The organism is Paenibacillus sp. FSL L8-0333 (assembly GCF_037965665.1).
GTDB lineage: Bacteria > Bacillota > Bacilli > Paenibacillales > Paenibacillaceae > Paenibacillus_AQ > Paenibacillus_AQ odorifer.
On sequence record NZ_CP150186.1, the window covers coordinates 222,208 to 244,207 of the forward strand.

Genomic DNA, 22,000 nt, shown 5'->3' on the forward strand with positions numbered 1-22,000 from the left:
GGATGATCTTTAAAAAAGACAGCCCCTAAAGGAGATCTATCGATTCCTTTAGGGGCTGCTCCTTTTTATTTTCTATTTTCCACTAGGTAATAATTTATTCAATAATATTGCTGCCAATGAAGCAGCTAGGATAGGTGAGCCTAATAAATACTGTACGAATGTAGGCAAAGAGTTCAAGTAGTCACCAGGAATGAGTACCAAAGCCAAGGTGATGATCATTGGTAAGGCAATAATGTACATTTCTTTTTCGCCGATGGTTACATTCTTCATTACTTGCACACCATTAATTGCGATGATGCCGCAGATGATGGCGAAGACGCCGCCGATTACAGCGGATGGAATGGAAGAGATCAAAGCGGCGAGTTTACCGGAACAACCAAAGAGGACAAACCATCCTCCTACAGCGAGAAAAACCCGGCGGCTGGCAACACCTGTAATGGAGATGATCCCTGCATTAGTTGAATAACCTGTAACAGGAGTCGAACCGAGCACAGACGCAATAAGACAGCCAATTCCTTCTCCAATTACGCCGCGGTTAATATTTTTGTCTGTCAAAGGTTTATTGATTACATTGCTGACCGCAAACCAGGTGCCTGTTGTTTCAGCCAGCAGCACGATATAAATAATAACCATGGTGATAATAGCTGAAAAGTTGAAGGAAAAGCCGAAATCAACAAAAGCGATCCGCGGCATGCTAAACCACTTGGCACTACTTATCGCTGAGAAATCTAAAACGCCCATAATATTAGCGGAAATACATCCGACTACTAACGCCATCATTACGGAAAGAATTCGGAAGACAGATCCTTTATTACGGAACAAAGTACCAAGAACCACAAAAACAAGTAGTGTAGCGCCTGAAATGAGGGCTAATAATACATTTTGATTAATTGAAGCCCCGGAGGCTCCGTAGATATTATCTCTGATCGCAACAGGCAATAAAGATAGACCTACAATGAAAATGATTGTGCCACCTACGATAGGCGGAATAAAGTTTTTAACGATTTTATTAAAAATCCCCGCATAACCCAAAATAATAACCAGGATAGCCCCGATTAAGCTGGCACCTAACACGGAGCTCCAACCGAGCTCTCCGCCACCACTAGCTGCATAAATACTGACGATCGCACCCAGCGGAACATAAGAAGGACCTTGAGCGATAGGCAGCTTCATACAGAAATAGGTTTGCACAATCGTTGCAAGTCCTGCGGCAATAAAGGTGGATTGGATTAACGCGCTGGACTGATTGGGCTGTAAGCCGATTAACATCGCAATAAGGAATGGCACTACATAGACATCCATAGCCAATACATGTTGAAAGCCGAGAATGACGGATTTACTAAATGAAACTTTTTCATCGGGTAGGACAGTTAGTAGCTGTGATTCCAAATGTGCTTGCTCTTGTACGTTTACTTGTGTTTTCACTCCGATGCCCACCTTAAGTTTTCTAGTTTAATTAATCTTTAACGCGAATGAACTTTTTCACCCTGTACCCAGACTTCACGGATATTTTCAGGTCTAGCCAGATACATTATCTTTTGAAAAATATCTTGCAAATCTTCATTCTCATCAAAGACGGGCAATTTCGCCGAGGGTACTTTCGTATCGATTATTTGAACATCCCATGCATAACCTTCTAGTAACCGGCCGATAGGTAAGCTTAAGCTTTCTCCGCCGCCAGCGGTAGCAAGATAAAAGGATTCATGGATCGTAATCCGTGATCCGGGTACTCCGCGATTTGGTGCAGACAGGGAAGGATTCACACCATCCTCCAGCATTCTTGAAGACATTACGGCTTGTCTAATGTTATCGAAGAGACTAGGTGAAAAACCTCCGGAAATATCAGAGCCTAAACCAATCTCCACGCCTTTGGCATGGAAGTCAGCGATCGGAATAACACTATTGGCAAAATACGCGTTGGATATCGGACAATGAGCAATAGCTGTTCCTGTCTCTGCAAACAAATTCACATCATCTTCATCTAAAAAATTACAATGTGCCATTACAGATTTATCACTGAGCAGACCAAAATCATGCAAGGCAAAAGCATCGTTCTTCTGGAACCGTTCTTGCACATAACCGTGCGCCCAATCACTTTCACTACAGTGCGATTGAACATACGTATCATATTTAGCGGCTAGTTCTCCCAAGCCTTGTAAAGCCTCATTAGTGCAGCTTGGAATGAACCTTGGTGTCACTACCGGATATACGCCTTGTTTAGTAGATTTAGCGAGTTCTTGTACAGCTAGTATAAATTCTTCCGTATCCACTAGCGCGGTGTGGGTGTCGGAGTCGCGGTAATTCTCAGGATTTCCCTGCGGATCGTCCATAACCACTTTTCCAACGAGTCCACGTTGCCCTTTTTCCGCACATATTTTAGCCAATAATAAACTGGCCTCTTTATGCACCGTTGCAAAATAAAGTGCTGTAGTTGTTCCGTTTGCGAGCAAAGTGCCAACCACGTCATCGTAGACTTTTTTTGCAAAAGCCAGGTCCGAGAATTTAGACTCCAGTGGGAAGGTATAAGTATTTAGCCAATCATAGAGTGGAATATCTAATGCAGTTCCAGATTGAGCCCATTGTGGCGCGTGAACATGCAGGTCGATAAAGCCGGGCAAAAAATACTGGCCTTCAGCTAATACATGAAAATTGTCCTGACCTTGATAAGCATCAAGCAAGGGTTGATAGTCGGGGTGCTTCGGTGCAACAATCATTTCTATCATCCCATCCGTGTTGATACAGAAGAGATGGTCCTTTAAAATTTGAATTTCTTTTGGGGATAGGCTAGAAAATGAAGTGCCTAGGAATATTTGCATATATTTTCTCATGATTTCCGCCTTAATGTTCGTCTTTTGGTGTGCATTCGTTATTATAATCCGTGAAAAAGGATAAGTCCAGACCAAAAGTCGAATAAAGGCGTAATTGACGGATAGGAGGAGCGGAGGAATTGAAACCGAATATGACGCATAGACGTCATGTTCGCTATGCTAGAATACAGAAAAAGATAGGGGGAAGTAAAATGCCAAAACATGAATATAGAAAGCATGAAAAGGAGTTATATCAACCCAAAGCTAAGCCGCAATTATTAGAAGTTGGGAAACAGAAATTCATCTGTATAAAAGGTAAAGGTAATCCTAATCATGAGGATTTTTCAGAAAGAGTCGGGGTTCTATACTCTCTGGCCTATGCGGTGAAAATGATGCCTAAAAATGGATTTACTCCGGAGGGTTATTTTGATTATACGGTATATCCACTCGAAGGATTATGGGATTTGACAGAGGAAGGTAGAAATCACAAGGATTTAATAAAAGATGAATTACTATATACAATAATGATAAGACAACCGGATTTTGTAACAAGAGAGACGGTAGAAAGAGCTTTTGAGATAGTAAATAAAAAGAAACCTCACCCCCTATTGAAAGAGGCATATTTTGATGAATTAGAAGATGGCTTATCGGTGCAAATCTTGCATATTGGTTCATATGATAGTGAACCTGAATCATTCCAACAATTAAAAATGTTTATAGATGAAAACAATTATGTGCTAAAAACGCTTGTTCATAGAGAAATTTATCTGTCGGATGCTAGAAAAGTAGAACACGAAAAGTTGAAAACCATTTTAAGATATAGAATTAATAAAAAATAGCAGGTCGGCTTCGATTCCTTTACGGTTATAGGAAATGAATGCGGTTACCATCTTGTGATATAATAGATGAAATCGATCGATAGTTTGAGAAAATTGGATTAGGAGTGTTGCCTGGATGAGAAGATACAACATTTGGCGCCCGTTGATGTTAATTATTGTTGCTGTACTTACAAAAAGCTTGGTCACTAACCTGTGCATTTTGTTTGGTATGCAGGCTGAAGCAGCAAGTAGTATGGGGACGCTGGGCATGGTCATTGCCGGTTTAGTGATGTACAATCGCATGACAAATCGCCGACGTAAATAAGCTGGCCGGATAGATTATAAACGTCTGGTTATTATGTTATAGTAAAGGTTGAAATAAAACTTGTATCGACCTGAAAAGGAGTACTTCATGACACAGTTTGTCTACAAACAAATTATTGATGACTTAAAAATGAAAATTTTTGCTGGGCAGTTTCCCGATATGAAATTACCGGATGAACGAACACTTAGTGAAACTTATCAAGTGAGTCGTAGTTCTATTAAAAGTGCTCTGACTAAAATGGCAAATGCCGGCATTATTTTTAAAAAGCGTGGCTCAGGGACATTTATAAATCCTTTATACATAAAAAATGAATCTATTTTTAACTACGAAGGTTCTAATTTAGGTGTCACCGACAATTTTCAAATGAATGGGAAGAAGCCAAAGATTAAAGTTTTGAAATTCGAGGTCATTCCACCAACGGAAGAACTGCAACGGGATCTGTTTTTAGGACCACATGATTTTGTATACAAAATCGTTCGCTTGCGTCTTTTTGATGATGAACCCTTTATGATTGAAACGGGTTATATCCCAATCAAAATCGTGCAGAACTTAAATCAGACTATTATTGAAGGATCTATCTTTAATTATTTGGAGGATTCACGGAACCTGGCGGTAACCAAATCCTTTTTATCGATATCCGCAGAACCCTCTGAGGCTACGGATCAAGAGCTGCTGCATTTGCAGGCGAATGAGCCAGTAAGCATTATGGAAGGGATTTTCTTTTTAGATAATGGCACACCCTTTGAATTCTCCCATATGCGTTTCCACTATAAATACTTAAAATTTAATACCTTTGTGTCCGTTCATTAAAAGTAAGACTGGGGAATTTTTCTCGGTCTTATTTTTTTTATTTTGCGCAAAATAGATGAAGGAAAAGCAGCAAATATCTCCCGCAAACTTCAGCCCATATTTTTACATATATATTAATATTGACGTATTTTTACAGACAATTGACACCGTTTTTCATACTATGTTCATATTTTCACAAAATTGGACCGTATCATTTGTTGAAAAGGTTGAATTAATTTTTGGCGGCGGTATGATGTACTTGTGGAAGAAATTACGGCAATGTAGACACAGAAAAAATTTTGGGGAGTGGAAGAAATGGTATTATCCATGGATGTTGATTACTCATCAAAAACTTATTTAGAGAAACTTGATGCATACTGGCGCGCAACTAACTACATCTCTGTAGGTCAACTGTATTTGAAAGATAATCCGTTGTTAAGAGAACCGCTGAAAGAAGCAGACGTAAAGATTAAGCCAATTGGACACTGGGGAACTATTCCCGGCCAGAACTTTATTTATGCCCATTTGAATCGGGTCATTACTAAATATGATTTGAATATGTTCTATATCGAGGGTCCTGGTCATGGCGGTCAGGTCATGGTTTCGAACTCCTATCTCGATGGTAGCTATACTGAAATTTATCCGGAAATTACACAAGATATCCCAGGTCTGAAGAAATTGTTCAAACAATTCTCTTTCCCAGGTGGAGTTGCTTCCCATGCTGCCCCTGAAACACCTGGATCGATCCACGAAGGTGGCGAATTAGGTTATTCTCTATCCCACGGTGTAGGTGCAATTCTGGATAATCCAGATTTAATCTCCGCTGTTGTTATTGGCGATGGAGAGGCTGAAACTGGCCCATTAGCGGCTTCATGGTTCTCCAACCGGTTCATCAATCCAGTTACTGATGGTGCAGTTCTGCCGATCCTGCACTTAAATGGTTTCAAAATCAGTAACCCAACGATTCTGTCTCGTCAATCCAAAGAAGAAATTACTGCATACTTTAAAGGTATGGGTTGGGAACCGTTCTTCGTTGAAGGCGAAAATCCTGATCTAATGCATCCAGAAATGGCTAAGGTGCTTGATACCATCGTAGAAAGAATTGAAGCGATTCAAAAGAATGCACGTGACAACAATGACCTTACGCGTCCGGTTTGGCCAATGTTGGTCTTCCGTTCTCCTAAGGGCTGGACGGGTCCAAAGCAATGGGATGGTGTTCCGAATGAGAACTCGTTCCGTGCCCATCAGGTGCCGATTCCAGTGGATCAAAAGAATATGAAACATGCTCCAGCGTTATTGGAGTGGATGAACAGCTATAGACCAGAAGAATTATTTGATGACAATGGTCGTCTGAACGCTGAACTTGCTGAGATTCTGCCAACTGGCGACAGACGTATGGGAATGAACCCAGTTACTAATGCTGGCAACCAGATTAAAGATCTAAACTTACCCAATTTCCGTAAGTTCGCACTTGATAATTCCAAACCAGGTGAAGTAATAGCACAAGACATGGCCGTTCTGGGTAAATACATGAAAGATGTTATCTCTCTGAACGAAGAGAACTGCAATTTCAGAATTTTCGGACCGGATGAAACAATGTCCAACCGTCTGGGACCTGTCTTTGAAGTGACGAAACGTCAATGGTTGGATCAAGTGATTGAGCCGAATGATGAATTCCTAGCTTCTTATGGCCGTGTTATCGATTCCCAATTGTCTGAACATCAGGCAGAAGGTTTGCTTGAAGGTTACGTATTGACAGGTCGCCATGGTTTCTTTGCAAGCTATGAAGCTTTCTTGCGTGTCGTGGATTCGATGATTACTCAGCATTTCAAATGGCTGCGTAAAGCAACAGATCAAAGCTGGCGTGCGGATATTCCATCATTGAATGTGGTAGCAACTTCAACTGTATTCCAACAAGACCACAATGGTTACACTCACCAAGATCCAGGTTTGCTAGGTCACTTGGCTGATAAAAAACCAGAATTTATCCGTGAGTATTTGCCGGCTGATGCGAACTCCTTGCTGGCTGTCTTTGACACCGTCTTAAATGACCGTCAAAAAATTAACTTGATCGTTTCTTCCAAACATCCTCGTCCACAATGGTTCAGTGCGGATGAAGCACAAGAGCTGGTGGATAAAGGACTGAAGATTATTGACTGGGCAAGCACCGATCAAGGTGGAGAGCCTGATGTTGTCTTTGCTTCTGCAGGTACAGAACCAACTATCGAAAGCTTGGCTGCAATCTCTATCCTGCATGAAAAACTGCCGAACCTTAAGATTAGATATATCAACGTGGTAGACTTGTTGAAACTGAGAAGTCAAAAATTAGATCCGCGTGGCTTATCTGACGAAGAGTTTGATCAATTTTTCACAAAAGATAAACCAGTTATCTTCGCTTTCCACGGATATGAAGGTCTGATTAAAGACTTGTTCTTTGATCGCCATAACCATAACCTGCACGTACACGGATACCGCGAGAATGGCGATATCACAACACCATTCGATATGCGCGTATTGAATCAAATGGACCGCTTTGACTTGGCGAAGGAAGCTGTTCTGAGCTTGCCTAATGCTAACGACTATAAAGCGATCGCAGATGAAATGGATGCTATCGTTAAGAAACATCACCAATTCATTCGTGAAGAGGGTATTGATTTGCCAGAAGTAGAGAACTGGGTATGGAAAGCTTTGAAATAAACGTATAGCCAGTACCATAGGAAGTAATACAAAAAGACACCTTTAGAGGTGTCTTTTTATTTGTTCAAGTAACCATACAAAACAATTATAATCATTTTTTCATCTTTACCACTGTAAATATATGTGAGTAAATAGGTGGGTAAAGAAAGGGGAGAAATGTATGACATCTATTGATAAACTTCCCAAGTCTATAGAAATACAGCTTACAGAACAACCTTTATTTCACTCTGTATCTGATTTAATGAAAGATGGGCAATTCGGTGAGCAGTGGCTTGTATTGACTGAGAAGGAGGTTTCCGTTTGGGGGACGGACGGGAAACTGGTCTCAAAGCTTCTAGTCTCGAATATTACCGATGCCCGGGTAGTAGGCGGGGTAGGCGGCGGTTCGTTGCTTGTGGATACCCAAGAGGGGCCTATTATACTTATACGTTATACAGCATCACTTACCTCTATATTTGGTTTTGCTGCTAAATTAATTGGCGCTGTAGCTAAAGGCGAGGAACGGCCAACCGCTTCTGAAAAAGAGTTTCCAAGAAATTGTCCAAAATGCCGCAATCCGCTGCCGGAAGATTCACAAGCTTGTCCGGTGTGCAAGAGTAACGGCAAGGTTCTATTTCGGATGTTGAGTTACGCTAAGCCTTATAAGATCCAAATGATCGCTGCGGCGATTATGTTGATTTTTACTACATTGGTAGAGCTTGTTCCACCATTTTTGACGAAGATGATCGTTGATAATGTGTTGACAGAAAAGGATATGGGCTCGACGCTTCTATGGATTGTGATCGGGCTAGCAGCCACGTCCTTAGTAATAACTTTAATGCAGACTGTACGTGGACTTATAGGGGTATGGATTGGTTCCAAAATCATGGGTGATCTTCGTCATGATGTGTATCATTCCTTGATGAAATTATCTTTATCTTTTTTCGACCGAAGACAATCTTCGCAATTTATTGGACGGGTGAATAATGATTCAGAGGCGATGCGGCAATTTATGACTGACGGTGTAATCTGGGTCTCGGGTGAATCGCTGCGGGTAATCGCTATTTTCACTATTATGTTCAGTATGGATTGGAAGCTAACGCTGCTTGCTATGCTGCCTATGCCGCTTATGGTGGTGCTGTCGACCGTGTTATGGCCGATGATTGGCAGACGTTGGTACCAGCAGTGGAGATCTATTTTTAGATTAAACGCTTTGGTTGGCGATTCTTTGCAGGGGATTCGTGTAGTCAAAGCATTCGGCCAGGAAACAACAGAGATGTCACGTTATACGGTCGCCAATAAGGAGTTGGTGCGGCATAATATTCGGATCGAAGGCTTATGGCAGGGGATGTTTCCTGCTTTTGCGTTGGTTGCTGGTGTTGGTACGTTATTAATTTGGTTTTATGGCGGAAAAACGGTGCTGGAGGGTCAATTATCCATCGGTACGCTAATTGCTTTGGTGACCTACCTTGGGATGCTTCTCGGACCTTTGCAGTGGGTGAGCCAAATGATCAACTGGGCCAGCCATGCGATTTCAGCAGCAGATCGGGTCTTTGAGATTATGGATACTCCGTCAGATGTGCCTGATACAGTAAATCCAGCAGCCATCGGCCGCGTAAATGGTGAGGTTGAGTTTAAGCGGGTTACTTATGGATACGAAAAACATCATCCTGTGCTCAAGAACGTGGATTTAAAAGTGGGTGCGGGCGAGATGATTGGTCTGGTCGGACATTCAGGTGCCGGTAAGTCGACGTTCATTAATATGATCTGTCGCTTCTATGACACAGATGAGGGAACCATTACCATCGATGATGTGGACATCCGAAATATCAGCCAGTCAGATCTGCGTAGTCAGATCGGTGTAGTGCTGCAGGAGACGTTTCTATTCGACGGAACGATTGCTGAGAATATTGCCTATTCTAAACCGGACGCTACGGAATTAGAAATCATGCGCGCTGCAAAAATCGCCAACGCCCATGATTTTATCGTTCAATTGCCGGATGGCTATGATACAAGAGTTGGGGAACGTGGACATAAATTGTCTGGTGGAGAGAAGCAGCGAGTGTCTATTGCCCGAGCAATAATTCACGATCCACGAATTCTAATCCTAGATGAAGCAACAGCTTCTGTAGATACAGTGACCGAGCGGCAAATTCAAGAAGCGATCTCGCGACTGGTAAAAGGCAGAACGACATTCGCGATTGCCCATCGATTATCCACGCTAAGAAATGCGAACCGGCTTGTAGTGCTTGAACGCGGGAAGATCATTGAAGTGGGTACACATGAGGAATTGCTTGCTGCAGAAGGTGCTTACTTCAAGCTAGTTGAGGCACAGAAGGAAATGTCGCAGATTAAGGGGGTTGAGATGCATGAGTGATCCGAATCTTGTTAACGGGGAATTGAATCCTAAAGATCCCTATGAGATTAACATTCTTGAACCGGGTGCAATCTCTTTTAGCCGCAGTCAAGGTGGCGTGTTTCAAGGAGTAGTGGAGGGTCAAGTCTATGAGGAATTAATTCTTTTTCGTATATTTCCATTCCAATATACCACGGAGTATATTTCAGTTCGTAACTCCAAGAGTGAGGAGATCGGGGTCATACGTGACATTGATCAGCTCGATGAAGAAAGTCGGGTGGAAGTGGATACAGAGCTCCGGCTGCGGTATTTTCTCCCGGTTGTAACCCGCATTGATTCTATTAAGCAAAAAGCGGATATGTGGATTTGGGAGCTGCAAACGAATCTGGGCCAGACCCGGATCGTCATGCGGAACCTGCACGAGCATATGCAGTATCCAAGTCATAAGCGAATCATTCTTACAGATATCAATGGGAAAAGATGCGAAATCCGTGATTATCTAGCCCTGGATGTTCAGAGCCGGAGCAAGCTGAAGGATGTTTTATAGTCTAGTTGTGAAAAAGCTCCGCAGCCATTTGTTGATGGTCTGCGGAGCCTCTTTTTTTTATCCGTAGATTCTACGAAGGAAAAAATTGATGGCGTTCTCTCATTGGTATGGTAATATATTACAACCGGATCTTTTCCATATGGGAGGTATGTGAGTGAAGCGTAAATGGATCAATTCGCCGTACACCTTTGCTTTAGGGATGTTTGCGATGATGGTTCCAAGTCAGGCATTTAGTTCATTTTACAGTTACTTTTATGTAGAAAAATTAGGATTGGGCATTGGACTTGCTACATTAGCCAGAACAATCTTTCTGATCTGGGATGCGGTAAACAATCCGTTATTTGGTTATTGGTCAGATCGCACAGATACTCGTTTAGGTCGACGCAGACCATGGGTATTTGGCTCAATTCCGTTATTTATGCTGGCATTTGTACTGGTTTTCTCCCCTCCCGGCGGATTATCTGAGAATGGATTGTTCACTTGGTTTTTAGTCACACTTATTTTCTATGAGGCAGTCGCTACTGTGTTGTGGGTGAACTATGGAGCGTTACTCCCGGAGCTCTTCCGAGGAGACCGTATTCGGGCAAAAGCTTCCGCGATTCAGCAAGGCTATCAGGTCGTTGCTTTGTTAATCGGTACTGCCTTAACGCCAATTATTTTTGCAGCTATTAATTTCTCTAATATGGCTATAGTGTATGCCTGTCTCTTTGGAGTATTTATGTTTTTATGTATGATGAATGTCCAAGAAAAGAAGGAGCTCACAGAGCAGGAACCCTTGAAGTTGATTCCGGCTTTTCGGGAGACCATTCGGAATAAAAAGTTTTGGGTGTTTAATATTTCGAACTCTTTTGCTCAAACGGTGAATGGACTTGTAAGCTCGATGATCCCTTTTTATGCAAAATATGTACTTCATATCTCAGAGGCTCAGGTATCGATTTTACTCGCAGCTGTGTTTGTTTCGGTCATTCCATTAGTATTCGTGTGGTACTGGATGATTCGTAAGATGGACGGGGTCAAGGCGTGGCGGTTATCGCTGATTTTATATGCATTATCGGTAATTCCGTTATGGTTTGGTTATGACCTCTTAAGTGGCGTGGCTGCTGGCGTAGTTGTCGGTTTCGGATTAGCCGGATTTCTAGTGACCCCAGCAATAGTAGGTGGCAAGATTATTGATGAGGATGCGGAAAAAACAGGTCTGAGAAGAGAAGGGATCTATACGGCTGTAAGCGGATTCATCACTCGTTCAAGCGGGTTAATCTCAGCGTTGGCTTTTTTTATTGTAGGTATGATTTTTGGCTATCAAGGCGGCGATGACCCAGGGTCCAATCCTGAAGCGACATTTAGGTATTTAATAAGTGTGGTGCCATTATGTCTGTTGGCCATAGCTGTTGTCATATCCTTCACAATGAAATTTACATTTATGGACTCTTTGAGAGGTGAGGCTGACTATGAACAAAAAATTAATCATCAACTGTGATGATTTTGGGCAAAGTCCCCCCATGAATCAGGCGATTAAACATCTGCTGGAAGAGGAAAAAGTATCCTCAGCAACGATTATGGCGGTGGCCCCTGGGTTTGAGGAGGCAGCTGCATGGTGTAGTCGCAGGCAACAACGAAATGTGGGACTGCACTTGACGATGACTAGTGAATTTGAGGCTTTGCGCTGGGGAAGCCTGACGGGAGAGGTTTCTCTTCACGACGAGAGCGGACATCAATATAGGACGGTAAAAGAGTTCGAACTGGGGGCGCAGACGAAAGCTGTACTAAAGGAGATAGATGCGCAGTACGAGCGAGTAAAACAGTCGGGAATAGTGATTAGCCATGTAGACAACCACATGGGTAGTTTATACGGAATGGAAACAGGACGCAGCTTGCTTCCGCAGACGCTGTGGAAAATTTCGCGCTGGGGATTGCCCTCACGATTCTTCAGATACATCCATGCTGAGGATCCGCTTTTGGCATCGCTGAAAAATATTGAACGACCAGTTGCCCTTGGAGCAGGGCTGGCGGATACGTTTGGGGTGCCGATTCCCGACTATTTGCTGTCGCATCCTTTTGGTGTAGAGGAAGGCGAGACGTATGAAAGTTTTAAAAGATCTATTATTGCTAAGCTGTATTCGTTGCCGGATGGCGTTAGTGAGACCTATATTCATCCCGGGATAGACGATCCATGGATGCAAGCAAATATTCCGCACTGGAGTAAGCGCGTTTGGGAGTATAAGTTACCCTTTGATGATGATTTTACCTATGCCCTCTGTGATGCTAAGGTTGAAATGACGAATTATCGTTATGTACAGGAGCATCTAAAGCGTCCACGGTTAAGATCTGCAGGTAGATTGTTAAAGAAACTGATAAGCTCATGAGCAAAAATAAAAGACACCTTGAGGGGTGTCTTTTGATTATCCCATTAATCCTTTTAGCCCATTAAGGAAGGGGGAAATAGATTTAATCATATTGTAGCCCATCTTCATAACCGGCATAGTTTTTTGTACCATTCCAATAAAGTTGCCGATTCCTCCGAACCCCCCAAATCCGCCAAATCCACCGCCTCCGGAACTGGCAGCCCCTGCTCCTGCGGAGCCTAGAGCGCCTCCACCCATTCCGAAAAGTGAGCCGAATAAGGGCATTAATCCTGATACGCTTGCTTTCCGAGAGCGGGAAGAAGAGTGTTTTTTTGATTTTTTGTGTTTATTTTTACGCGGTTTGGAAAGGGTCAGTCCATTCTTATCGAGGCCGGTTATCCATCCTACATACGTACGTCCATCATGTAGCGTAATGCATACGGGTCTACCTTTCAGCTGTTCAGCACGTTTGCGAATCTTCGTTGTATTTGCCATTTGCGGATCACCTCATTGGTCTATTTACTTCTATATTACTCAGATATTTTTGTGTTGCTTGTGCTGGTTCATCATAAAAAAATTTGGGAGCAGTGATTCTTTATGTACTGCTGTCTCTGGGACTGCCTTATGGGGAATTTGCAATGGGAGGAAGGCATAGAATTATGCCTCCACAAATGAGAGTCGCGTGTGGAGTTTCAGTAGTGATACAGCTAATTGCCATCCTGTACTTATTGCAGGCAGGTAATGTGATCTCTATTGGATTACCTTTTGATAGAAGGGTATGTTATTTTTTTGCCGTCTATTTAATTCTTAATACTATAATGAACTTATTGTCGAGGAGCATGAAAGAAAAACTTGTGATGACACCCTTATCTCTAATAACTGCAATTTGTTTTGGGATTACTGCTATGAATGGGTAAAAAGTAGTGCCGGATATAGATTCGACTTTTCTAGACTTTATATAGGATTGTTTTTAGGACACATCTGGTGAAGATGTGTTCTTTTTGCATCTATTGACTCTTGACCTATAAAAACGGATTCATAAGTCTAGGTCTTTCTTCTTATGTTATTATATTTAACATTGTTTTATATTATTTTTACAATTATATGATAATTGGTTATGTTTGTGTGATATAATATCACAGAAATTATGTGAAAATGATAGGGAGGACTAATATTATTATGGGATGGAAGACACGATGGAATAAGCCGATTGCTTCTGTATTAGCAACTGCAGTGCTTTCTTTGCAGGTGTTTGGAGGTATTGGTTTGGGTGCAGCTTGGGGTACAGATAAAGCTGAAGCAGCATCCGCAGCCACAGCCAAACTCCGGCTGATGAGCACGACGGACGTACACACCAATGTCTACGGCTGGGACTATTTTAAGAATGCGGCTTCAGTAACTGTCGGTCTTGACCGCACAGCAAGCTTGGTGAAACAAGCCAAAAGTGAAGAACCCAACACCCTCCTACTCGACAATGGGGACTTGATTCAAGGAACTCCGCTAGGTACTTATGTGGCGAAGGAATCGGATCTGAAGGATCCTACTAATGTTACTGATATCCATCCGATGATTGCAGCCATGAACGCTATGGGATATGATGCTGCGACTTTTGGTAATCATGAATTCAATTATGGATTACAATTTTTAGATCGTACGATAAACGGTAGCACTGGTAATGAGATGACTACTGGAGCCAATTTTGATTATGTGAATGCGAATATATATAAAATGGATGGCGTTACAAATGCTTATCAGCCTTATGTTATTCTTCCTAAGAAAGTTACGGATAGTAACGGCGATGAGCAGACGATTCAAGTTGGTCTAATCGGCCTAGTTACTCCTCAAATCATGGAGTGGGACAAGGTTAATCTGGAAGGCAAAGTTGTCGTTGAAGATATTGCTAAAACGGCAGAAAAATTTGTTCCTGAAATGAAAGCTAAGGGAGCAGATGTTATTGTTGCTATGGCCCATACGGGGTTTGATGTTAACGCCGTTACAGGAGACGGTTCTGAGAATGATATTAACGCTTTGAGTAAGGTTCCTGATATTGATGCGATTACGTTCTCTCATACGCATAAGGTATTCCCAACAGGGAATAACGATACGTTGGACGCGTCGTTCAAAGATCCTGTTACTAAACAACCGTATGCAAACGAAAAGGCTGTGATCGATAATGTGAATGGTCACATTAACGGTACGCCTGCTGTACAAGCTGGTTACGGCGGAGCTTATTTGGGTCTAATCGATCTGAACATTGTATACGATGGTAATGACTGGACGGTAGACAAGCAAAGTTCAAAAGCTTCTGCTCGTTCTATTTATAAGACAGAGAATAAAGTGAATATACCACTGGTTGAGCCTGATGCGGCTGTAGATGCAACTGTTGCAGCAGCACATGAGGCTACTATTGCTTATACTGGACAAAAGCTGGGTGTTACAACAGCTCCGATGAACAGCTATTTCGCAATGGTTCAGGATGATCCTACGGTTCAACTTGTTACGTATGCACAAAAGTGGTACGTTCAGAATTATATTGATATCAATGTTCCTCAATATAAGGACCTTGCCATTCTTAGTGTTGGTGCTCCTTTTAAAGCAGGACGCAACGGACCTGATGAGTACACCAGTATTGATAAGGGTGACTTGACTATTCGTAGCGCAAGTGACCTGTATTTATATGATAATACCCTTAAAGCAATCAAAGTTAAGGGTTCTGTTGTGAAAGAATGGTTGGAAATGAGTGCGGGCGCATTTAACCGCATCAAACCAGGGATCTCGACTCCGCAGTCTCTGTTGAATACGAAATTTTCGGTTTTTAACTTCGATGTAATCGATGGGGTTCAATATAAAATTGATGTGACGAAAAACGCGAAGTACAATCCGGATGGTACGATTAATGATGCTTCTTCGAGTCGTGTAACGGATGTCACTTACAATGATCAACCTTTAGATCTAGATCAGGATTTCATTGTTGTTACTAACAATTACCGCGCAAGTGGTGGCGGGAACTTCCCGGGTGTTAAAGGTGCAGAGCTGGTTGTAGACTCTCAAGATGAGAATCGTCAGGTTCTGATGGACTACATCAGTGAAGCTGGTACGATTGATCCAACTGCTGATGGTAACTGGTCCTTGGCACCTATCAAAGGCAATGTTGATGTTACATTTACAACAACACCTAAAGCGGCAAATGTACTCCCAGCGAACATTTCCGATACTGGACAGCAAGATAATAAGGGCTTTGGAATTTTCAAGCTAGATCTAAGTGTGAAGACACCTGCACCGACGGAAGATGTGGAGGTTCACCTTCTTGGAATTAATGACTTCCACGGTCAACTCGACACTGTTTCTACAGTGAACAATAAGTCTGTAGGCACAGCAGCCTATCTCGCGACTTATTTGAAAGCAACTCGTGCAAAGTATGAGAACTCATTACTCTTCCATAATGGTGACTCCGTTGGAGCATCCGCTCCAGTATCATCCCTTGAGCGCGATGAGCCGACTCATGCTTGGATGAACATGATGAAATTTGATGTGGGTTCTCTTGGTAATCACGAATTTGACCAAGGTGTTGATGCACTGATGACACAGCTTTATGGTGGTATCGACCCTAAGGATAATAAAGTTAACCATGCTGGATCTGATTTTGATTATGTTAATGCGAATGCAGTGGATGCCAAAACTGGCGAGCCAATTATTAATCCTTATGTAATCAAAGAAGTGGGCGGTGTGAAAATTGGCTTTATTGGTCTTGTAACAAAATCCACACCAAGCAAGGTAGCGCCTTCCGGTACGGCCGGCGTGCATTTCCTCACGCCTGAGGAGGAAGTGGCGGCTGTGGAGAAATACGCTAAGGAGCTTCAATCTAAAGGTGTTGAGACGATTATCGTGCTTGCACATGATCCTGCAACGACCAAAGATGGTGTGACTACAGGTGAAGCGGCTGATCTGGCCAATGCGCTTCCTGCGGAATCCCCTGTTGATGTTATCGTTGCTGGTGATAACCATGCACTTGCAAATGGAACAGTAAACGGCAAGCTGATTGTACAAGCTTATTCTTACGGTACAGCATTTGAGGATATCAAGTTGATCATTGATCCTAAAACAGGTGATGTGAAGGATAAGTCTGCTGTGGTAACTTCCACCTTCCATGAGGGTGTAACACCAGATCCGGAAAGTGTGGCACTGGTTAATGCTTACCTTGAGAAGCATCCTGAGCTTACCCAACCAGTAGGTACAACGGACGGAACTATCACTCGTACCGATGCTTACAATAATGAGGCTGCACTTGGGAATCTGATTGCTGACTCTATGCGTAATGCTGACTTCGGCGATGGTGCAAAAGCTGCCGATTTCGCCTTTATGAATCCAGGCGGTATCCGTGCGGACCTTCCAAAAGGTCCTGTAACCTTCGGCGATCTGGCTAAAATTCAGCCATTCGGCAACACGCTTGTGAAGCTGACACTAACCGGAGCGCAAATCAAAACATTGCTGCAACAGCAATGGAATGTAAAAGCTGATGGAACACCAGATATCAAAACGCTGCAAATTTCCGGACTGAAATATACAGCGAATATGTATCTGCCAGTAGCTGATCGTATTGCGAGCCTCACACTAACTGATGGAACACCAATTAATCCTACGCAGAAATATACAGCAGTAGTAAATAACTTTATGGCTGCGGGTGGAGATAACTACAAGGTTCTGACTCAAGCTAGTGATTCATTGGCTGGACCTATTGATTTGGACGTATTCTACGACTACATTGTAAAAACGTTTAATGGCAAAGAGATTAAAGCGGCCATTGAAGGACGTATTATTAATAAATTAAAGGCTGATTCGGGATCGGGCAATGGCAGTGGAGGCGGTTCTACCGGTGTAACTCCAACGCCTACTCCAACCGCGAAACCAACAGCAACACCTGCACCATCAACAGCACCAACGGTAACACCTGCACCAACTACTGCGCCAGCAGCAAACTTCAAGGATCTGGGTAAGGTAGCTTGGGCGCAAGAAGCTATTGAAGCATTGGCTGCTAAGGGCATTCTGAAAGGTCTGGATGCAAATACTTTTGCGCCAACCAAAACAGTGACTAGAGCAGAGTTCGTTACGATGCTGGTACGCGCACTGAATCTTACGGGTTCAGCAACAACCAGTTCGTTCAACGATGTTAAACAAGGAGTTTGGTACACGGATTCTATCGCCCTTGCGGTGAAGGCTGGACTTGTACAAGGCTCTGGAAATGGCAAATTTGAACCGGGTCGTGAAGTGACTCGTGAAGAAATGGCCATTATGGTTGCTAACGCACTGAAAGACAAACTACAGCCGATTGATAAAAATGCAGCATTGGGTAAGTTTGCAGACAAATCCAGTATTGCTCCTTATGCACAAGAGGCTATCGCACAGCTAACTCAATTGGGAATCGTCAACGGTGTTGATGGTGGGAAATTTGCACCTAAGGGTATAGCTAATCGCGCTCAAGCAGCGGTTATCATCTATCGCATGCTTGGACAAGCATCATAATTCTATTGTTCTAACTAAAAGTGTATCGATGATCCTCGTGAGGGCATCGATACACTTTTTTTAAATATAAGAAAGTATAAGTGGCACCAATACTCTTATAGTCTTCCCTTAAACGCTTACTGTCCTTACAAGGACGCCGATGGCGCTTTTACTTGTTAAATTTGTTGTTGCTCTTTCTGTGAAATCATGTTAACTTATATTCTGCACTGTATTTTTTAATATTTTGTGCGGTCGTGGCGGAATTGGCAGACGCGCACGGTTCAGGTCCGTGTGGGCTAACCCCCGTGGAGGTTCGAGTCCTCTCGACCGCATACCTAAGTGCATATAAACAGGCAATACTTTTGAATCGCTCTTCAACCTGAAGAGCCTTTTTCTATTTATACGCATAATTCAATTTGACAAACTCTATGTAAAAGAAGTGAAGCAAAGATGGAGCCTAATGTAGGTGTAAATACGAAGCAAAGTGTGCGGTTTCTGGAAAAGTATTTCTCTGGTGAATCGATAGATTATCGTCAGATGATTGCTTTATTCATCCCTATCCTAGTGGATCAGGCCTTTGTGGTGGGTCTTAATCTAGTGAATACAGCTATGATAAGCTCGTCTGGTGTGGCAGCTATCAGTGCGGTCAATATGATAGATTCTCTTAATATTTTTCTCATTAGTGTGTTTATTGCCGTCTCAACAGGTGGGACGGTTGTTGTTGCGCAGTATAAAGGGAGCGGCAATGACCTCATGGTGTCAAAAGCTACGGCAGGTGCTACGTCATCTGTTTCGCTGATGGCATTTGCTATTGGGATGTTCGGAATTCTTTTTCACAATCCGCTGTTAAATTTACTATTTGGAGCGGCCTCACCAGAGGTTATGGAGAACGCCCGAATATATTTGATTGGGAGCTGTATCTCTTATCTTGGTATAGCTGTTGTGGAGGCGGTATGTGGTGCTCTTCGTGGAATTGGTAGAACGAGGGCCTCGCTTGTGCTTTCGCTAATTATGAATTTAACTTATGTCTTATTGAATCTCGTCTTTATTAACCTGTTACATATGGGTGTTCTGGGGATGACCATTTCTATAAATATAGCTAGATACCTGGGGGCGTTTTGCGCACTTTATTATCTATTCCGATTGGACAACGATCTGCATATCCGTATTCGCGATCTTGTAGCGGTTAAGCTGTCTATGCTGAAAAAAATAATGTTCATCGGGATGCCGTTTGCGGCGGAGCAGATGTTCTTTAATGGTGGTAAAATTCTGACTCAGATCTTTATCGTTAGTCTGGGTACGTATGCACTTGCGACTAATGCGATTGCCTCCTCCTTTGCAGGGATTATGCAAATCCCCGGGAATGCGTTGTCCTTGACGATTATTACAGTGGTTGGACAATGTATGGGAAGTAATAATGTTAAGGATGCTCGAAAATTCATTAAATCCTTCCTTGTCACCTCTTCTCTTTCTCTGGTGGTGATGGGTTTGCTGATTATGCCGTTTTTCAATCCATTAGTGTCGATGTTCCATCCTCCTGCTGAGATTGTGGGAGATATCTTCCTGATTGTGCTCATCAATACGATTGCGCAAATTCCGTTATGGTCCATAAGCTTTATTACACCTTCGGCGCTTAGAGCAGCAGGGGATTCCAAGTTTACCTCCATGGTTTCGATGCTTACGATGTGGCTGTTCCGTGTAGTGCTCGGATACATCTTAGGTATTGTTCTGAACTTTGGTATACTCGGCGTTTGGCTGGCGATGAATTGTGAGTGGGGGATCAGAGGTTTGATTTTCCTGCGGCGATTTATGGGCAAGAAATGGGTTCAGCATCGTGTTATATAATAGATATAAAAAAATCAAAGGACACCCTGAGGGGTGTCTTTTTTGCATGCTCTGATGAGTGCCTTTGGAGAATGCAGCTTGAGTATTTCTTGGGTAGCGGGGTAATAATATGTAGGAATTGCGTCTTTATGCTTACTAAAACACACAACAAGGAGTCTTGCACAATGTCACATTTCGTTAGATCCGTTACTTCACCAAAGAAATTTATCTCCGGCCATAACTTACTTTCAGATCTGAATGAGTATATTAAGGCGTTTGGCGATCATGCCTATGTGATCTGTGATGAGTTCATTTTGGAACGTGCTAAGAAAGAGGCGGGAAGTTCCATCGAAGGTGCGGGGAATAAGGCTACTTTTGAAAAATTCAATTATGAATGTACTCAGGAAGAGATTAATCGTAATCGGGAACTTGCCCGTAAAGCTGGGGCGAATATCATCGTTGGTATCGGCGGAGGTAAAACACTGGACACCGCAAAAGCTACTGCGTATTATGAGAAGCTGCCTGTAGTTATTTTTCCGACGATTGCATCTACTGATGCACCATGTACAGCGCTGGCTGTCATTTATAATAAAGATGGTTCATTTGATCAATACTTGTTTCTCCCAAGTAATCCGGATGTAGTCTTGGCAGATACAGCGATTTTAGCTTCAGCGCCTTCCCGTTTTTTCGCAGCTGGAATTGGCGATGCACTGGCTACTTATTTTGAAGCCCGTGCCTGTTATGCCTCTAATGGCGACAATCTCGTACTCATGAAACCTTCTACAACGGGTCTAGGTATATCAAGACTTTGTTATGAAGCTCTACTTAAGAATGCGGTAAAAGCAAAACGTGCGGTTGATCAGAAGCTCTATACACGCGCGGTGGAGGAAACTATTGAAGCGACAATTTATCTAAGTGGTGTGGGTGCTGAATCTGGTGGTCTGGCTGCCGCGCATGCTATCCATAATGGGATGACAGCCGTTCCTTCACTACACAAAGCTCAGCATGGTGAAAAGGTTACGTTTGGTCTTTTAGCTCAGCTAGTACTGGAAAATGCCTCAAATGAGGAGCTGGAAACTGTCATTAAGCTTATCAAGGATGTAGATCTTCCGCTAACCCTCGCCGATCTGGGGTGTACGGAATTTATCGAATCCGAATGGCGCCAAGTTGCTGAAGCTGCTTGTGCAGAAGGAGACACAATGGGCAATATGCCGTTCCCGGTTACTCCGGAAGATGTGTACAATGCGATAGTGGTAGCGAACTCGCTGGCAGAGTCTTATAAATAACTAGCACAACTAATATGCAGTGATAATGAAGGCACCCTTGGGGGTGCCTTTTGTTTTTATATAGGGTAAGCTTTTGAAGTACTGTAGTGGTAAAATTTTGCATATAGCTATTGGCTTCGGCACTTAATCGCGGGATAGGGTGCCTACAGAAACGAGATTATTGCTAATCGCCCCGCGCTGTGCCAATTGTACTCTATGTAATAAGGAGGAAGGAAAGATGAGAAAAAACCAATTGGGTTATCTAATCCTTATTATCATAATTATTGGAGCGATAATAGCAGTAATTCACGGAAGCTCGGAGTGTCAGAACAAGCGGGAAGCAGGAAGTCTTGGGATGGATTATGTGCGCAAAGAGTACACGGAAAGTGCGTCGCTGAGAGTTGCAACGGTTTGCAAACCCTTATTTGGAGGGTCGGGTTATCAGGTAGTGCTGGAGGATTCACGTGGGCAATCGTATTATGTCATTATCGTTCTCGGAACTACACGTAATCTTGTCACTATGGACGATCTGACGAAAGAGGTGCGGGAAGGTACATCTGTATTTCCATGCCACCAATAAAAAAATGATAAATGAATTGGATTTCATCTATATGATTATTGGGAGGCACTCCTGCGGGGTGTCTATTTTTGTTATATTAAATTGAATTTTGTTATTTATTTTCGGAATAACTAACATATGCGCTAACGTAAAAGATAAAATAATTATAACAAAAGGCAATATTTTGATTGTT

General features: G+C 42.7%; 15 protein-coding genes and 1 tRNA gene. 13 read left to right on the plus strand and 3 right to left on the minus strand.

Annotation, left to right across the window (positions count from 1 at the left end; all coding sequences use genetic code 11):
- Nucleotides 1-72 precede the first annotated feature (72 nt).
- Together NYE72_RS01075 and guaD are read right to left on the minus strand one after the other, a co-directional pair.
- Nucleotides 73-1,425: a solute carrier family 23 protein gene (locus NYE72_RS01075; RefSeq protein WP_076187050.1), complete on the minus strand. Its 1,353-nt coding sequence runs from the start codon at nt 1,423-1,425 to the stop codon at nt 73-75.
- Nucleotides 1,426-1,463: 38 nt separating this feature from the next.
- A complete protein-coding gene (guaD, locus tag NYE72_RS01080) occupies nt 1,464-2,828 on the minus strand; it encodes a guanine deaminase (protein WP_339211118.1) in 1,365 nt (454 codons plus the stop codon).
- Nucleotides 2,829-2,947: 119 nt separating this feature from the next.
- Here guaD and NYE72_RS01085 point away from each other — a divergent pair, with 119 nt between their 5' ends.
- The 8 genes from NYE72_RS01085 (at nt 2,948) to NYE72_RS01120 (ending at nt 12,681) form a co-directional block, all read left to right on the plus strand.
- The gene (locus NYE72_RS01085) at nt 2,948-3,646 is read left to right on the plus strand and encodes a GyrI-like domain-containing protein (protein WP_339211120.1); all 699 of its coding nucleotides are present in this window, start codon (nt 2,948-2,950) and stop codon (nt 3,644-3,646) included.
- 115 nt (nt 3,647-3,761) lie between these two features.
- Nucleotides 3,762-3,950, plus strand: coding sequence for a hypothetical protein (locus NYE72_RS01090; protein WP_076101096.1), 189 nt, complete (start codon nt 3,762-3,764; stop codon nt 3,948-3,950).
- 87 nt (nt 3,951-4,037) lie between these two features.
- Nucleotides 4,038-4,760, plus strand: coding sequence for a GntR family transcriptional regulator (locus tag NYE72_RS01095; protein ID WP_036687196.1), 723 nt, complete (start codon nt 4,038-4,040; stop codon nt 4,758-4,760).
- Between the two features lie 294 nt (nt 4,761-5,054).
- On the plus strand, nt 5,055-7,436 hold the full coding sequence (locus NYE72_RS01100; protein ID WP_178420378.1) for a phosphoketolase family protein: 2,382 nt from the start codon (nt 5,055-5,057) through the stop codon (nt 7,434-7,436).
- 160 nt (nt 7,437-7,596) lie between these two features.
- On the plus strand, nt 7,597-9,792 hold the full coding sequence (locus tag NYE72_RS01105; protein ID WP_076101098.1) for an ABC transporter ATP-binding protein: 2,196 nt from the start codon (nt 7,597-7,599) through the stop codon (nt 9,790-9,792).
- Nucleotides 9,785-10,318, plus strand: a complete 534-nt coding sequence (locus tag NYE72_RS01110; protein ID WP_051491493.1) for a DUF1854 domain-containing protein — start codon at nt 9,785-9,787, stop codon at nt 10,316-10,318. Before NYE72_RS01105 ends, NYE72_RS01110 begins: the two co-directional genes overlap by 8 nt.
- Before the next feature lie 154 nt (nt 10,319-10,472).
- Complete coding sequence (locus tag NYE72_RS01115) at nt 10,473-11,795, plus strand: MFS transporter (protein WP_076101099.1); 1,323 nt, start codon at nt 10,473-10,475, stop codon at nt 11,793-11,795.
- Entirely contained in the window at nt 11,767-12,681 is a 915-nt protein-coding gene (locus NYE72_RS01120; RefSeq protein ID WP_076101101.1) for a polysaccharide deacetylase family protein, read from the plus strand. The genes NYE72_RS01115 and NYE72_RS01120 overlap by 29 nt, the downstream gene beginning before the upstream one ends.
- Nucleotides 12,682-12,717: 36 nt before the next feature.
- Here NYE72_RS01120 and NYE72_RS01125 read toward each other — a convergent pair whose 3' ends face one another.
- On the minus strand, nt 12,718-13,155 hold the full coding sequence (locus tag NYE72_RS01125) for a hypothetical protein (RefSeq protein WP_076101102.1): 438 nt from the start codon (nt 13,153-13,155) through the stop codon (nt 12,718-12,720).
- A 684-nt stretch (nt 13,156-13,839) separates the two neighbouring features.
- Here NYE72_RS01125 and NYE72_RS01130 point away from each other — a divergent pair.
- From NYE72_RS01130 to NYE72_RS01150, 5 genes are all read left to right on the plus strand, one after another.
- Nucleotides 13,840-18,180, plus strand: coding sequence for a bifunctional 2',3'-cyclic-nucleotide 2'-phosphodiesterase/3'-nucleotidase (locus NYE72_RS01130; protein WP_076101105.1), 4,341 nt, complete (start codon nt 13,840-13,842; stop codon nt 18,178-18,180).
- 227 nt (nt 18,181-18,407) lie between these two features.
- A tRNA-Leu gene (locus tag NYE72_RS01135) sits at nt 18,408-18,491 on the plus strand.
- A 118-nt stretch (nt 18,492-18,609) separates the two neighbouring features.
- Nucleotides 18,610-20,004, plus strand: a complete 1,395-nt coding sequence (locus NYE72_RS01140; protein WP_076135377.1) for an MATE family efflux transporter — start codon at nt 18,610-18,612, stop codon at nt 20,002-20,004.
- A 164-nt stretch (nt 20,005-20,168) separates the two neighbouring features.
- Nucleotides 20,169-21,269: a glycerol dehydrogenase gene (locus NYE72_RS01145; protein WP_076101108.1), complete on the plus strand. Its 1,101-nt coding sequence runs from the start codon at nt 20,169-20,171 to the stop codon at nt 21,267-21,269.
- 217 nt (nt 21,270-21,486) lie between these two features.
- Nucleotides 21,487-21,828, plus strand: a complete 342-nt coding sequence (locus tag NYE72_RS01150) for a hypothetical protein (protein ID WP_076101110.1) — start codon at nt 21,487-21,489, stop codon at nt 21,826-21,828.
- The last annotated feature ends 172 nt before the right edge of the window (nt 21,829-22,000 follow it).

Coding starts and splice junctions, on each gene's coding strand:
- guaD (WP_339211118.1), bottom strand. CDS start 2,828: ATGAGAAAATATATGCAAATATTCCTAGGCACTTCATTTTCTAGCCTA.
- NYE72_RS01090 (WP_076101096.1), top strand. CDS start 3,762: ATGAGAAGATACAACATTTGGCGCCCGTTGATGTTAATTATTGTTGCT.
- NYE72_RS01095 (WP_036687196.1), top strand. CDS start 4,038: ATGACACAGTTTGTCTACAAACAAATTATTGATGACTTAAAAATGAAA.
- NYE72_RS01100 (WP_178420378.1), top strand. CDS start 5,055: ATGGTATTATCCATGGATGTTGATTACTCATCAAAAACTTATTTAGAG.
- NYE72_RS01105 (WP_076101098.1), top strand. CDS start 7,597: ATGACATCTATTGATAAACTTCCCAAGTCTATAGAAATACAGCTTACA.
- NYE72_RS01110 (WP_051491493.1), top strand. CDS start 9,785: ATGAGTGATCCGAATCTTGTTAACGGGGAATTGAATCCTAAAGATCCC.
- NYE72_RS01120 (WP_076101101.1), top strand. CDS start 11,767: ATGAACAAAAAATTAATCATCAACTGTGATGATTTTGGGCAAAGTCCC.
- NYE72_RS01125 (WP_076101102.1), bottom strand. CDS start 13,155: ATGGCAAATACAACGAAGATTCGCAAACGTGCTGAACAGCTGAAAGGT.
- NYE72_RS01130 (WP_076101105.1), top strand. CDS start 13,840: ATGGGATGGAAGACACGATGGAATAAGCCGATTGCTTCTGTATTAGCA.
- NYE72_RS01140 (WP_076135377.1), top strand. CDS start 18,610: ATGGAGCCTAATGTAGGTGTAAATACGAAGCAAAGTGTGCGGTTTCTG.
- NYE72_RS01145 (WP_076101108.1), top strand. CDS start 20,169: ATGTCACATTTCGTTAGATCCGTTACTTCACCAAAGAAATTTATCTCC.
- NYE72_RS01150 (WP_076101110.1), top strand. CDS start 21,487: ATGAGAAAAAACCAATTGGGTTATCTAATCCTTATTATCATAATTATT.